The organism is Galliscardovia ingluviei, from assembly GCF_014635685.1.
GTDB lineage: Bacteria > Actinomycetota > Actinomycetes > Actinomycetales > Bifidobacteriaceae > Galliscardovia > Galliscardovia ingluviei.
In genome coordinates, this window is sequence record NZ_BMDH01000001.1 from 407,325 (window position 1) to 421,356 (window position 14,032).

Below are 14,032 nucleotides of genomic sequence, written 5' to 3' on the forward strand. Positions count from 1 at the left end.
ATGTATAAGTGATATTAGTTTTCACTTAATTCGTGAAGCTACTTAGTTTCTTGGGTATTAGCCTCTTCAACTGCAGCATCCTCAGAAGTTACTGCAGTATCTTCAGCAGTGTTTTGGGCTGATGCCTCATCTGTTGCTTCGGAAGTTTCTTCAGATGCAACAGATTGTTCGTCTGTGGTAGAAGTTGGAGTGGCAGTATCTTCTGCGTCGCTGCTTTCGGTTTGCTGTGCTGTCTCATCGTCTGCTGATGTATCAGTATCTTCCTGTTCAACAACAGCTGGTGACTTGGCTTTCTTTGGTTTATTGGACTGGGCAGCAAGCACGCGCACGATAATAATGCATAGTGCAACAATGGCACCTGCGAGCAAAGCGCATACCCAGAAGAGCCAAATCTGGCTTAATGGTTCTACAGTTAGACTTTGTCCCTGAGCAAACAGTGCAATACCAGTGGCACGAACTGGGTTAATAGAAGCTCCGGTAATTGGGAAAGCAATAAGTGTAGCAATGCCATATGCAAGAGCAGAAGCTATAGCTTGACGGTTACCATTGGATTTCCCATCAGCTGGGCTCAACGTGGCAATAACAGTTGCTACAACGAGTAACGTCATAACGAGTTCAATAATAATAGCTGAAGTTTGGCTAAATTCTGCACCTGAACCTTGTAACATTACCGTAGATGGGGAAGCAGTGCCAAAGCCGTTGACTGATGAACTATAGCCGCTAGCGCTGAGCCACATGGACAGTTTGAGCTGTTCTGAAACAGGTAAGAACTTAATTACCGCGGCACCGGCAGCAATAGCGCCCACTACTTGGGCAATAACGTAAAGCAAAGCATCGAGCCAATGGGTACGACCGATGAAGAGCGATGCAAGTGTTACTGCTGGATTAAATTGTGCACCAGAATAACGGGCAAAAAGCAGTGTTGCTAATGCGTACGTTGCTGCAATAGTAAGTGCTACCAACAAAATATTATTGGTATTTCCAGTGAGGGTAAGTACATATGTGGTAACCGCATAGGTCACAAAACACACCATGAATGTACCTACAAGCTCTGCAAGTACACGCACTGGAAGTGTCGGCTTTGCATGGGCAGATGTTGATTGTTCTGCTGACATAGTATTGAATTCCTTCTCATTGTGTGAAGTAAACGCCTTTAGTCTACCAGTGTGAGTGACTTTTTGTTGGATTATTGTGGATGTTTATTGTTTATTGATGATATTGACCGAGACTGTAACTGAGTACGCCATCTTGCATATGGTAGACGTCGTCAGCTAATGACGCTAAGCGCGTATCATGGGTGACTACCACAATAGTGGTGTGCTGCGTATGAGCAATATTTTGCAGTAATGTTCCCACGGTGTGTACAGCAGAGCTATCAAGTGCGCTAGTAGGTTCGTCAGCAAGAATTAATGATGGCTTGGTATACAAAGCACGTGCAAGTGCAACTCGTTGTTGTTGCCCTCCAGACATATTGCTTGGCAGCGTATGCTTGAGTTGGTCTACGCCAAGCTCTTGCAATAGTGCATTCAACTGTGTTTTGGAAAGATTACCTTTAGGTTTGACGCTATCTACGAGTTTGAATTGTTCTTCTACAGTCAGATATGGTACAAGATCATGTGCTTGTAGAACGAAGCCGATATGTGCTAACCGCAGCTGATCTAGTTCATGTTTACTCAGCGTGCTGATATCTTGACCATCAATAGTGATTTTGCCTGAAGTTGGTGTTTGTAAGCCTCCTGCAATCGTAAGGAATGTGGATTTTCCAGATCCGGAAGGACCTAGTATCAGTACCAAATGTCCGTGTGGAATATTCAATGTGGCATGGCGTAATGCCATAACTTGTGCATTACCTGATCCATATGTTTTGGTGACATCGCGCATTGCGAGCGCATAGTGTTCAGGATTAGTAGGTGTTGTCATTGTTCCTTCTTATGAAAATGGTGTAAGAGAAGTAAATGCTATTGGTATATTGATAACAGTTTGTGCGACGCCACGGTGTGAAGCAGCATGAATTACTGGATGAGTGCAATAGGGTCAGCTTTTCGTATTTGCAATGCAGGCAATAGTGAGCCGAGTAATCCCATGAGTATTAATCCAAGTGCAGTAACTCCTTGCAATGGCAGTGAGAAATACATTGGCACGCTTTCAGGTATGAACCATGCAATAGCTAATGTGGCAATACCACCTAAAATGAGTCCTACTGTGACAATAGAAGTGCCTTGAACAAGTGTGCTGCGAATAAGGTATCGTGTAGGAATGCCTTGCGCTTTAAGCACTGCAATGTTAGGGAGTTTTTGTAGCACAATAATATACAGAAACACGGCAATAATAACGAGCGTAACTATAGCAAGCACAGCAATAATGAGAATAAATGTGGCATTTTGTGCGCTATATCCTGGCAAGTGTTGAATGAATTGTGCAATAGTATAGGTACTGACTGCACTATTCGCTGTGGTTTGCCCCGATGTTGTAATTGTGCCGTTTTTGCTGGTAAAACCACTGGTTGAAATAACGGCTGATGCGGCAATAGTTGGCGATACAGGACTAATATTGTGCCAGTCGCTCAGTAAGCCATATACAACGGAAACTACTGATAATTTGGCATCTTGAGCAATGCCGACAATCTTGTATGGTGTATTGTCTGAGCCGAGTGTAACTTGTTGTCCGACAGCGAGCTGAGCACTATGTGCAAGTGCTTTATCAACTACAAGTTCATGAGTAGCTTGTGGCATACGTCCTTCACTGAGCGTGGTATTGGTGAACATGAATGATTGCGCAGTGCTTCCGAGGAAATTAACACTGTGCTTTGTATCGGATTTGCTTGTAAGCCGAGTGCTGGTAAATCCAATTTCTGCTGTTTGTCCGGTAGTGTGCTCTTTGATGCTGTTGACTTGATCTTGAGTGAGCATAGATGCACGCATGACGCCATCAGCTTGTTCATTGAGCGCAATGGAATGAGCGTGCCATCCGTAAATAGCTGACGTATTTTGATTGGCTAGACCCAGAGCTAATGCTGAAAGTACCAGCATCATATAGCTGATAAGTGCGATAAGCGCGATAATGAGGCTATAGCGTAGTTTTTCGCGTTGAATTTCTTTGAATGCAAGTAGCATAGTATTTCCTCAATACAGTAGATAGCAAATGGCAGCGCGCGAGCATCGCATGCGATATGCATACAGTTGGGCTAAGGTAGGCGCACTGAACTTGCTCAGTGTTCTTTGAAAATTGTGAATATATTGTTAAGTTGCAATCCTTGGCTAGTCACTAGCTAAGGTAATGGCTGCAAAAGATGTAGTGATTGTTCTAATCGTGCTAAATACTTACTGCTGTTGTCTGGGTCTAACATGCAGTCTCGGATGGTCTGATGGGTGAGTGTAGCAATAGTCCAATTGTGCGCATCGATCTGCGGGTTGGGTTGTTGGTTGGCGTACTGAGCAGCATTATCTTGGTAATACCAGAACATCATGCGGTAGTAGCGTGAGTTTGCTGTTGTATGAATAAAATCGGCGGTGCGCTGATAGTACTGTTGTAATTCGTTGTTGCGTTGACATGAAGTGTGCTGATTTTGTTCCTGAGATTGTGTGACTGGCTTTGATGTTGATTGTGATTGCATTTGTGGTTGTATATGTGATTGTTCAGGACGCTCATAAGCACTAATACCTGAGTGAATATCGCGTAATGCCAAGTTCAACATATATTGGTATGCGTCATCAATATCTGTGAAGTATCGGTAAAAAGCTCCTCTTGCAATACCGGTTTGTTGCACAATATTGCTTACTTGGGCTTGGGGTAGGGGTACACGTGAAAACTCATCGAGTAGTGCCTGCTCAATATGCTCTCGTTTTGCTTCTGGAAGTCGCAAAAAAGTCGGTGTAACCATAATTCCTCGGTAGAGTTCGTTCAACTATTATTGTGACACTGTGTCACAATTGCTAGTGATAACAGTATCGTGTATGTGACACCGTGTCAATATTGTGTAATGAGTTTGTGATTCATTTCACATTTTAGAAAGAAGGTCCTGATTTATGTATATTTAGTGGTGAAAATATGTAGGTATGATGAAGAGTGTTAGCTTTGCTGTATGTACTCCAAATGTTCACAAACTGATTATTAGAATAAACACGGTTACGCTCAAAAAGCTCAAGCTGAAGAGTTGAAGTGAATAGAGGTTCAGGTGAACGTTCAAGCAACGCATAACTGGCGCCCATGGTTAGTATTTATTGGTTGCGGCGTCTTATCTTTTGTTGGTTTCGGTTTTATTGTCAATACAATGGGCTTGTATTACACGCCGCTCGGCGAGGATTTACAAGTTTCCCGAACTGCGGTGTCCTTTGCTGGCTCGCTACTTTCTTTTGCAGCTATCCCAACTACACTTGTCGCTGGAAATATTATTAAGCGCATTGATACACGCATATTGCTCACTGTATGTGTTAGTGCATGCGCTCTGCTGTTTTTAGCTATGTCCATGTTTACCCAGCTTTGGCAGTTTGATATTGCATTTGCTCTGATGGGTGTGTTTTACGTTATTCCAGTCACCATGGGACCAAGCGTCCTGCTGGCAAACTGGTTCAAGGACAAATTAGGTCTGGCCATGGGTATTGCGTTAGGAGTAAGCGGACTGGGTGGTATGATACTCAATCCTGTAGTTGCTTCCTGGATTACTCATTTTGGCTGGCGAACTTCATACCGTCTCACTGCTCTTGTGCTGGCAGTATGTATTTTGCCTTTTGCTATTGCTGTCTTAAAATTCCGTCCGAATGAGGCAAAAGGTGAGTTCGCATATGGGCATGATAAAGCTGTGCAAGAACAGGCGGAAACTAATGCGAGCAGTGTGCAAGATTTGACTTTAGCGCAGTCGCTGAAAACGCGCTCGCTATGGCTTATTATTATCGTTGCTGTGCTCTTGCAGGCAATTTCTGGGTTTGTGGTGCATTTGTCTGCTATGGAAAGCTCACGAGGATTAGGGTTGGAGCAGGGAGCGCTTGTGGTTTCTGGCATCATGCTTGGTGCTGCAATTGGCAAGGCAACTATAGGTATTTTGCTTGATCGTCTCCCTACGGAGCTAGTTGTGGCACTCTATAGCATTATTGGTTTACTTGGCTGGGGCTGCTTTGTTGTAGTGCGTAATCCTGTCAGTGATGTTGCGGCAGCATTTCTAGCTGGCCTTGGTCAAGGGGTAGTGTTGGTAGCTGTGCCGTGGATGGTGCGTCAATTCTTCGGACTACAAGATTATTCAACTATTCTCAGTGTAACTACAGTATCTGGCAGTGTGGCATATGCGTTGGCTAATGTTGGTCATGGAGCCATGTTTGACGCGTTTGGTTCATATACACCATCTCTGGTGGTAAGTACGGCTTCGTATGTGGTTGCGGCAATTTGTGCTATTGCAGCATATCGTTTGCGCCCACGTAGAACAGCCTAAACATTCTTTATCTGTAGTCCATGTTGTTTCGACTGCACATTCCATATCTTATGGGGTGTGCAGTTTTATAAAAACGTTGCAAATACTTAAGACACCCCGTAAGTTGGCTTTATATGCAGAATATGGTAATCTCTTCTCTTGGTTACGGCATGCCGATAACAACGGGCTGTAGCGCAGCTTGGTAGCGCGCTTGTTTTGGGTACAAGATGTCGTGGGTTCAAATCCCGCCAGCCCGACCATTTGGAACGCGGTTCATATGAACCGCGTTTTTGTGTTTTGGAAGAACCTGATTCTTGACAACTCATTCGATTCCTGCCTATATGCCCGAATATACTCAACTGTCACTCAACCTGAATAACTGCTAACACTATTTTTTTAAAAAAGTCTCAAATAGATTTTGTAGTTTAACGGCTAAATAAGTACATCTGCATTTGTGGCTTATACCAAAATTCGTTTTGAGATGCAAGTTCAATATTCGGCACACAGCATAATTTTTATTCCAAATAGTGTTTGATTTTTGCACAAGGGGGGTCTAGAATAATCAATGTCCGTTCAAAATTATATGCCAATGGAGGAAATAATGAAAGCGGTTGTAGTAAATCAAGAAGGAACCGGTGTTGAAGTCATTGATGACGCACCAGTACCCAGCGTCGGATACGGTGAAGCACTGGTAAAGGTTGAGTGCTGCGGCGTATGCCACACTGATTTGCATGTTGCTGCTGGCGATTTTGGAAAGGTCCCAGGGCGAATTCTCGGTCACGAAGGTATTGGTGAAGTTGTAGAAGTTGGCGAGGGCGTAACAAGCCTTAAGGTTGGAGATCGTACTTCTATTGCATGGTTCTTCAAGGGCTGCGGTCACTGCGAGTACTGCACCACTGGTCGTGAGACCTTGTGTCGTTCTGTAGAAAATGGCGGCTACACAGTAGATGGTGGTATGGCTGAGTACTGCGTAGTTCCAGCTGATTATGCAGTTAAGGTTCCAGATGGACTTGATTCCGCTCAGGCATCTTCTATCACTTGCGCAGGTGTAACAGTATACAAGGCTATTAAGGAAGCTCAGGTTGCTCCAGGTGAGTGGATTGTAATCTATGGTGCAGGTGGACTTGGAAACCTCGCAGTACAGTATGCGAAGAAGGTGTTCGGTGCCAAGGTCATCGCTGTAGATATCAACAATGACAAGCTGGAGTTGGCTAAGGAATCCGGCGCTGACATTGTTATCAACAGCATGGAAACCAAGAACGTTACCGATGTTATCAAGGAAAAGACCAACGGTGGTGCACATGGTGCAGTTGTAGTAGCTGTCGCTAAGATTGCATTTAACCAAGCAATCGATTCTGTACGTGCTGGCGGCACCGTAGCTTGCGTGGCATTGCCATCCGAAACTATGGATGTTTCCATCGTCAAGACAGTACTCGATGGCATTCGTATCGTTGGCTCCTTGGTAGGTACTCGTAAGGACTTGGAAGAGGCATTCGATTTCGGTGCCCGTGGTATCGTAGTGCCAGTTGTTAAGAAGCGTCCAGTTGAAGATGGTCCTGCAATTTTCGAAGAAATGCGTCAGGGCAAGATCAACGGTCGTATGGTGCTTGATTTTACTGGTGAAACTAAGTAGCTTGCGCTCATACTGCTATCAGTATTTGTAGCCGATAGGGAGAGATTCGGATTGTCGGGTCTCTCCCTTTTTCTTACGCTAAAGATGATAGTGCTTGGAATGAACCGCGCGGTTGTTTAACGTTGTGAGCTCAGAGTATGTTACATACTGCAAGGTAAAGTGCAAAGTACAGTATGAAGTGATACTTTACATAGCATAAGTACATCTGGCAGGGGAGCAGCCATGGGACGACATCAACGCGCAGAAACAGCGGGATTGCTCTCGTGTGTGCTTTGCGGTGTGCTCGCATGGTCACTGCTCACGATGTACGTACAAGGCGCTCCAGCTATTGGTTTAGTCTCAGGTCGCTTGTATTTAATGAGTTGTGCTGTTGTAGCACTTTGTACAGCATTGTCATTCATTGTCGGCTATGCGCGGCGCTCTGGATCTTGGACACTAGCCCATGGATGGTGGACGCCACTACGCCGTATTGTTGAAATCGCCGCATTAACAACGGTGTACGCATCGACAGTCTATTTATGCGTATTTGCACTACTTGGCGTAATTGATAGTATTGTCGGCATTGCTGTAGTCAAACAATATATTGCAGCGCTTACCGCTGGTTTTGCCGCAGTAAGTGGGTATATGGGGTATGTGCAGGCTGATAATCTCAGCGCAAAAACTATTGCTTCGCTTTTGCCGGTTTTTATTATTGCTGGCGTAAGTACCGCAGGGTTATCGAGCGATGACCCCAATTGGTGGAAGAATAATTTTTCTCAGCTGGGCGACCGCACTACCTTTGCTGCAACCATGTTTAACGTTACTATTGTCTTAGCTGGGATTTGCATTATTATTGTCAGCTACTTTGCGATTTCTGAATTAGTAACCACGCATCGTATGTGGGAATTTTGGCGTGCCACGAATATACAAGAAAGTGAACAATTAGCACAAATCAACGAACAGGAACATGCGGCACGCAAGACTACAGGATTGTCAGATGAAGTAGCGTATACACTAACTACCAAGCATCATTTACTTGACCGCATGCTGGCAATACAGCATTTTAAGGCTCGTATTATTGTGCTTGCTGTACTCCTTGTGGCTGCAGGACTGTGTTTTGCTGGCGTGGGAATATTTCGATATTCTCCACATCCGATTATGCATAATGTGTGTGCGCGGGGGCTTACTATCCCTATGTCGTTGCTGATGATACTGTTGCCTTGGCTAGTGCCGCAGTTTTCTCGCTCAATCTACGTGGTTTCGGATTGCATTATTGTTATTATTGCAGTAGCAGGGGTGCGCTGGTTAATGCATGCGGATACGCTGACGAATGTGGAAGCGCTGGCTTGTTTGCTCTTTTTAGGTTGGTTTGTGGTATTTTCGAGGCAAATTGCAGCTATGGAAGCAGACCGTGTGCAAATACAATTAACGGCAATGCATCCAATACTCAATAAGGCAGATTCGCGTTTAAGTCCTGAACTCTAGTACTTCATTTAAGCATGCATACGTCGCTTTGTTCGCACGCGATAAATGTGAAGCGTTTCATATTATGTTCTTCTGTATGTATATGTTTTGGCTGTGAGGTAATATGACGCATTCTCCTTATAAGACAGAAGGAATCTATACAACAGGAAAGCGCAAGCACGAGCTCATATTGCTCGAAACCCCCATCGTATGAATCATGATAGATTACGCTCATGGGTGTTAGACACGCTACGTAAAGGCTACAGTCCACTACTTATTGAAGGCAGACTCAGACTCGAATATCCACACGATGTGCGTATGCGGGTCAGTCACGAGTGCTTGTATCAGTGGATATACGCTCCATCGCAACGCTCGTTAGCATTACACCAGCATTTTTAGTGCGCACCAAGAAGTATAAGACGCTATCATAGTGGTCGTAACGCTGGTCGCTCTCGTATCCCGTTTCGTGTTACTATCAACAACCACCCCAAACAATTGTTGAACTTCAAAATAGAACCTCGGGGGTCTTTGCCGCAACTGGTTTATGTGATAATATGAGTACCAGTTATTTATTACCAATTTATTTTTGAATTAATTAGTCTTTAAATCAGGCTTTATGGAAGAATAATTTGGTTTAAAGTAATATCAGTTGGCGAAGAAGCCGTGAATGACAAGAAATGGATGTTACAAATTGCGAATGAGCAGAAAGATATCAAAATGATTTATACATAAAGATTGGCATAAGTGGTTGGGTCTTAAGCGTTACAACTATTTATACTATCAAAACATTTCAGGATACAGGCATATGGTAAGAGGAAGGAGGAGACTGATGAGCGAAGGCAAAACAATGAACTATCTAGATATATTGGAATAGAAATGTATTTCGGATTATTTCAATTATTCGCAATAATAATACATTTTAAAACAGGAAGAATCTATAATGAACAATAAGTTTAAAAAAATTTTGTCCGTGTTATTAGGATTTGTGATTTGTTTTAGCGCAGGTGCTAATTCGGTCTATGCAAGTGAGATCTCAGATTCGATGAGTACTAATGAAGTAAATGCTTCAATAGAGAAAAATCAGCTAGCACCAAGAAGCGTTGGTACTGCAGCAGTAAAAAATGCTATTAAGTGGGCGTTGCGTCACAGTGATGATTTAGTAAAATCTGCCGCGAGATGGATTGGAGATGATGCTGCGAAAGTTGTAGAGAAAAATTTTGCTAAGGCTACTCCCGTGTTAAACCAGTTACTTAAGTATGATACTTTAGTGTGGCAGACTGTTCAGGATCAATTAACACATGTGGTTGGCAGGCAGGCGGCTATCTGGATTCGTATGGCACTTGAGTGGTTATTGTGAAGGTGATGTATGGCTGGATTAATTAAAGATAACTTTGATGAAGAAGTGTTAATAGAATTATCTTGGATTATGAATGTAATTGATGAAATTGCTGAGAAATATGGGATAGAAACATATGAAACAATTCTTATAAAATATAGGGTGCAACCTGAAGAAGAGCAGTGTATTGATAAATTTATTGCTCTCCATGTCAACGAATTAGAAAGTCTATCAATTATAGAAATTCAAAAAGAGATAGCTAGTTACTATTTTGCATTAACAAAAAGACAGTGGCATGTAGCAGATGATGTAGTTGAAAAACTTATCAAGATAAGGAAAGATGAGCTACTCAACTAAATATCATGCTATGGATACTATAAACACTTTGATGGACTCAGTAAATAACAGTTTGGGCTTATAGATAGAAAAGCTCACCTACCTACAAGCCCAAACATCAGCGATGCTCTGCGTTCTCAAACAAATAATAGTTAGTGGGCAAAGTGCCTTGGAGTCGTATCTTTACCAAGTTCAGCATTCTCATTGCTCATCAGTAGCAAGAAACTACGTGGTTGAGCAGTGATAACAAACCCAGCTTCATACGTCAATTCTGGTCCATGCGGATTATACGTATCAGCAACCAATGTCCAAGTAGAACCATAACGCTCATCTGGCAGCTTGAACACAATCGGCTCATAATGCGCGTTAAAAATCAGTAAGAAGCTGTTATCCTTCATAGGAGAGCCAAACCAGTCAGTTTCTGGAATATCATGTCCATTCAAAAACACCATAACTGAAAGGGCATGGGTATTACTCCAGTCTTCACGATCCATAATCTGACCGGTATGATCAAACCATTCAGCCTGAGGAATGTGCTCCGAAGTATCCCCAGCAGCTCTGCCAGTAAAGAAGCGCCTGCGGTGTAACACTGGGTGTTCAAGGCGAAGATGGATGAATTTCTTAGTAAATTCAAGGAGATCTTTGCGCGTATCGTCTAAATCCCAGTCAATCCAAGAAATTTCATTATCTTGGCAATAAGCATTATTATTGCCTTGCTGTGTGCGGCCAATTTCATCGCCGCCACTAATCATAGGAATGCCCTGAGAGACAAGAAGCGTTGCGATAAAATTACGCAACTGTCGCTGCCGTAAAGCATTCACATCAGCAATATCAGTTGGTCCTTCTACGCCGCAATTCCATGAACGATTATGCGATTCACCATCGCGGTTGCCCTCGCCATTAGCATCATTATGCTTATCGTTATACGTTACTAAATCGTTAAGAGTGAAACCGTCATGCGCAGTAATGAAATTCACCGATGCAACAGGACGCCTACCATTAGCTTGATATAAATCAGAGCTACCGAGCAGACGGCTTGCAAACTCAGGCAGGGTAGAAGGCTGTGAGCGCCAGAAATCGCGCACGCAATCGCGGTATCGACCATTCCATTCTGACCAGCTGGAAGGGAAACCGCCAACTTGGTAACCGCCAGAACCCAAATCCCATGGCTCAGCAATCAATTTAATATGAGATAGAATAGGGTCTTGCTCGACAATATCGAAAAATGCAGAAAGCTTATCCACTTCTTGGAATTGGCGAGCTAGTGTGGCTGCTAAATCAAAACGGAATCCGTCAACATGCATTTCGGTAACCCAATACCGTAGCGAGTCAGTAATCAGACGCAGTGCGTTTGGTGAGCGCATCAGCAATGAATTGCCGGTACCGGTGGTATCGAAATAGTGTGCCTGATCTCCGTCTACAAGGCGATAATAGTTACGATTATCAATACCGCGGAAACTTAGGGTTGGTCCCATATGGTTTCCTTCGGCAGTATGGTTGTATACTACGTCGAGAATGATTTCAATGCCTGCCTGATGGTAGGTTTTGACCATAGATTTGAACTCATTAACCTGCTCACCAAGCTGACCGCCGGAAGAATAAGCATTGTGTGGGGCGAAGAATCCAATGGTATTGTATCCCCAGTAATTGCTTAATCCTTTAGATTGCAAAAATGGATCATTAATAAATTGGTGAATTGGCATCAGCTCAAGAGCTGTAATTCCTAAATCTTTCAAATATTGCACCACACTTGGATGCGCTAAGCCAGCGTAGGTGCCGCGGATTTCAGCCGGCACGTCCTTACGCAAATTGGTAAGCCCGCGTACATGAGCTTCGTAAATAACAGAATCGTGATAAGGAATATTGGGATGTGTGTCATTGCCCCAATCAAAAAATGGGTTAATGACCACGGATTTCATGGTGTGCGGCGCTGAATCTTCTTGATTACGCAGCTGTGGCTGATCTGGATGATTGATGTCATAGGAGTACAAGCTAGCATCATTGTCAATCATGCCTTCGATAGCCTTGGCATAAGGGTCGAGTAGGAGTTTACTTGGATCACATCGGTATCCATTTGCAGGATCATATGGTCCGTACACGCGATACCCGTATCGTTGGCCTGGTTGGATACCGGGAAGGTAGTTATGCCAGACATACGAATTTTGTTCGGTCATATTGATTCGTGTTTCATGCGCATCATCATCGAATAGGCATAGTTCGACACGTTCAGCGGCTTCAGAATATAACGCAAAATTTACCCCAGCGCCGTCATAGCGCGCTCCAAGAGGGTACATTGATCCTGGTCTGATTTGCATACTGTTAGTCTAGCGCATTTTCCTTCAATTGTGTGGTTATCGCACAAAGACGCTATGCATGACACTTTATGAGAAGATTATGGTCACTGACAACTGGTATCGGTACACTACAACTATGAATGAAGCACAATCCCAACAACATAATGCTGCCACTACTTTGCCACTGTGGAATGCTCCTGTAGCACATACGAGCCTCGATGCTACAGTAACAGTGCCTGGCAGTAAGTCGCTTTCTAATCGATATCTCATTCTTGCTGCTATGGGAAGCAGAACAGTAGAGCTTCTTGGATTGCTGCGTTCTCGAGATACAGATTTAATGATTGGCGCGTTGCGTGCTCTGGGCGTGCAAGTGCAAGAGGATACACAGGATCCGACACATGTTTGGGTTACAGCTCCAGCAAATGGTGTTTTGCAAGGTGATATTACTATTGATTGTGGTCTTGCAGGAACAGTAATGCGCTTTGTTCCAGCGCTTGCAATGCGTACGTCTGGGCCGGTGACTTTTGATGGGGATGCTCAGGCATATGCCAGACCAATGAAACCGTTACTTGACGGATTAGAACAGCTTGGAGCGACGATTACCTATTTAGGTGAGCCAGGATTTTTGCCGTTTATTCTTACCCCGCCGAAGCAAGCAGATAATACTAACACTGTGGCTCGTAATGCTCAATCAACAGCACCTCAGGTTGCTATCGATGCCTCCGGGTCGAGCCAATTTATTTCAGGACTGCTGTTTGCAGGAGCTCGCAGTGGCTTGCAGCTGACGCATACTGGAGCACATACGCCAAGTTTGCCGCATATTCGTATGACGATGGCTGATTTAGAATCAGCGCATATTCAAGTTGACATGCATGACAACACATGGCATGTTACAGCCGGGCAAGTGCAACTGCCAGAACGTGTAGTTGTTGAACCTGATTTATCAAATGCAGCCCCGTTTATTGGCGCAGCGCTGCTAGCAGGTGGTCGTGTGCGTATTGCACATTGGCCAGAACATACCACGCAGCCTGGTGGTTTACTGCCGGAATATATTCGTGCTATGGGAGCGCAAGTTACTTGGCAAGCTGATGCTACAAACTCGGCAACAGGTACGCTCCATGTGCGTGGTTTTGGGGTGCATGACACTAATCATGCGCTTCATGGATTAGGTGATTTTGATATTGCAGCAGCAGGTGAAATTGCTCCGTCCTTTGCAGCTATGCTTGTATTTGCAGATAGCCCAACAACACTGCATGGCATTGCACATTTGCGAGGACATGAAACTAATCGTCTGCAGGCATTAGTTGAGCAAATTACGGCAATAGGCGGGCATGCTGAAGAAATTGCAGATGGCATTCGTATCACTCCAGTACCACTGGACGCAATGCATGGCACTATTATGCAGTCGTATGCCGATCACCGTATGGCAACGTTTGGTGCAATGATTGGGCTTGTATTAGAAGGTACACAAGTAGAAAATATTGCTACTACGAGTAAGACTATGCCACAGTTTGTGCAATTATGGCAGGATATGTTGCAAGGAGATTGGGTAACAGCCGTAGCAAAAAGCCCTTGGCATGAGGATATCC

General features: G+C 44.0%; 10 protein-coding genes, 1 tRNA gene and 1 pseudogene. 7 read left to right on the forward strand and 5 right to left on the reverse strand.

The genetic code is table 11. The features are described 5' to 3' along the window. Positions 1 to 38: 38 nt before the first annotated feature. The 4 genes from IEU85_RS01690 to IEU85_RS01705 all read right to left on the reverse strand — a co-directional run bounded on the left by IEU85_RS01690 (position 39) and on the right by IEU85_RS01705 (position 3,880). Complete coding sequence (locus IEU85_RS01690) at positions 39 to 1,115, reverse strand: MIP/aquaporin family protein (protein ID WP_188354509.1); 1,077 nt, start codon at positions 1,113 to 1,115, stop codon at positions 39 to 41. A 91-nt stretch (positions 1,116 to 1,206) separates the two neighbouring features. Then, positions 1,207 to 1,920 (reverse strand): ABC transporter ATP-binding protein, encoded by a 714-nt coding sequence (locus tag IEU85_RS01695; protein ID WP_188354510.1) that lies wholly within the window; start codon positions 1,918 to 1,920, stop codon positions 1,207 to 1,209. A 92-nt stretch (positions 1,921 to 2,012) separates the two neighbouring features. Further along, complete coding sequence (locus IEU85_RS01700) at positions 2,013 to 3,113, reverse strand: ABC transporter permease (protein ID WP_188354511.1); 1,101 nt, start codon at positions 3,111 to 3,113, stop codon at positions 2,013 to 2,015. A 155-nt stretch (positions 3,114 to 3,268) separates the two neighbouring features. Next, complete coding sequence (locus IEU85_RS01705; protein WP_188354512.1) at positions 3,269 to 3,880, reverse strand: TetR/AcrR family transcriptional regulator; 612 nt, start codon at positions 3,878 to 3,880, stop codon at positions 3,269 to 3,271. A 294-nt stretch (positions 3,881 to 4,174) separates the two neighbouring features. Between IEU85_RS01705 and IEU85_RS01710 the strand changes: the two genes are divergently transcribed. The 6 genes from IEU85_RS01710 (at position 4,175) to IEU85_RS01735 (ending at position 10,170) form a co-directional block, all read left to right on the forward strand. After that, positions 4,175 to 5,422, forward strand: coding sequence for an MFS transporter (locus IEU85_RS01710; RefSeq protein WP_229714678.1), 1,248 nt, complete (start codon positions 4,175 to 4,177; stop codon positions 5,420 to 5,422). Between the two features lie 162 nt (positions 5,423 to 5,584). Next, positions 5,585 to 5,661, forward strand: a tRNA-Pro gene (locus IEU85_RS01715). 341 nt (positions 5,662 to 6,002) lie between these two features. After that, the gene (gene adhP, locus IEU85_RS01720; protein WP_188354513.1) at positions 6,003 to 7,034 is read left to right on the forward strand and encodes an alcohol dehydrogenase AdhP; all 1,032 of its coding nucleotides are present in this window, start codon (positions 6,003 to 6,005) and stop codon (positions 7,032 to 7,034) included. A 222-nt stretch (positions 7,035 to 7,256) separates the two neighbouring features. Then, positions 7,257 to 8,498 (forward strand): ABC transporter permease, encoded by a 1,242-nt coding sequence (locus IEU85_RS01725; RefSeq protein ID WP_188354514.1) that lies wholly within the window; start codon positions 7,257 to 7,259, stop codon positions 8,496 to 8,498. A gap of 919 nt (positions 8,499 to 9,417) precedes the next feature. After that, complete coding sequence (locus tag IEU85_RS01730; RefSeq protein ID WP_188354515.1) at positions 9,418 to 9,834, forward strand: YqxI family protein; 417 nt, start codon at positions 9,418 to 9,420, stop codon at positions 9,832 to 9,834. A 9-nt stretch (positions 9,835 to 9,843) separates the two neighbouring features. Then, positions 9,844 to 10,170 (forward strand): hypothetical protein, encoded by a 327-nt coding sequence (locus IEU85_RS01735; RefSeq protein WP_188354516.1) that lies wholly within the window; start codon positions 9,844 to 9,846, stop codon positions 10,168 to 10,170. A 131-nt stretch (positions 10,171 to 10,301) separates the two neighbouring features. On the opposite strand, the gene glgX is transcribed toward IEU85_RS01735, so the two are convergent. Continuing rightward, positions 10,302 to 12,464, reverse strand: coding sequence for a glycogen debranching protein GlgX (gene glgX / locus IEU85_RS01740; RefSeq protein WP_188354517.1), 2,163 nt, complete (start codon positions 12,462 to 12,464; stop codon positions 10,302 to 10,304). A 115-nt stretch (positions 12,465 to 12,579) separates the two neighbouring features. Between glgX and aroA the strand changes: the two are divergent. Beyond that, a pseudogene (gene aroA / locus IEU85_RS01745) lies at positions 12,580 to 13,983 on the forward strand (3-phosphoshikimate 1-carboxyvinyltransferase); the annotation flags it as partial. Positions 13,984 to 14,032 lie beyond the last annotated feature (49 nt).

Bases quoted from the DNA above. Each gene is read 5' to 3' on its own strand.
- IEU85_RS01735 (WP_188354516.1), top strand. From the start codon at position 9,844: ATGGCTGGATTAATTAAAGATAACTTTGATGAAGAAGTGTTAATAGAA.
- IEU85_RS01730 (WP_188354515.1), top strand. From the start codon at position 9,418: ATGAACAATAAGTTTAAAAAAATTTTGTCCGTGTTATTAGGATTTGTG.
- IEU85_RS01695 (WP_188354510.1), bottom strand. From the start codon at position 1,920: ATGACAACACCTACTAATCCTGAACACTATGCGCTCGCAATGCGCGAT.
- IEU85_RS01705 (WP_188354512.1), bottom strand. From the start codon at position 3,880: ATGGTTACACCGACTTTTTTGCGACTTCCAGAAGCAAAACGAGAGCAT.
- IEU85_RS01700 (WP_188354511.1), bottom strand. From the start codon at position 3,113: ATGCTACTTGCATTCAAAGAAATTCAACGCGAAAAACTACGCTATAGC.
- adhP (WP_188354513.1), top strand. From the start codon at position 6,003: ATGAAAGCGGTTGTAGTAAATCAAGAAGGAACCGGTGTTGAAGTCATT.
- IEU85_RS01725 (WP_188354514.1), top strand. From the start codon at position 7,257: ATGGGACGACATCAACGCGCAGAAACAGCGGGATTGCTCTCGTGTGTG.
- glgX (WP_188354517.1), bottom strand. From the start codon at position 12,464: ATGCAAATCAGACCAGGATCAATGTACCCTCTTGGAGCGCGCTATGAC.
- IEU85_RS01690 (WP_188354509.1), bottom strand. From the start codon at position 1,115: ATGTCAGCAGAACAATCAACATCTGCCCATGCAAAGCCGACACTTCCA.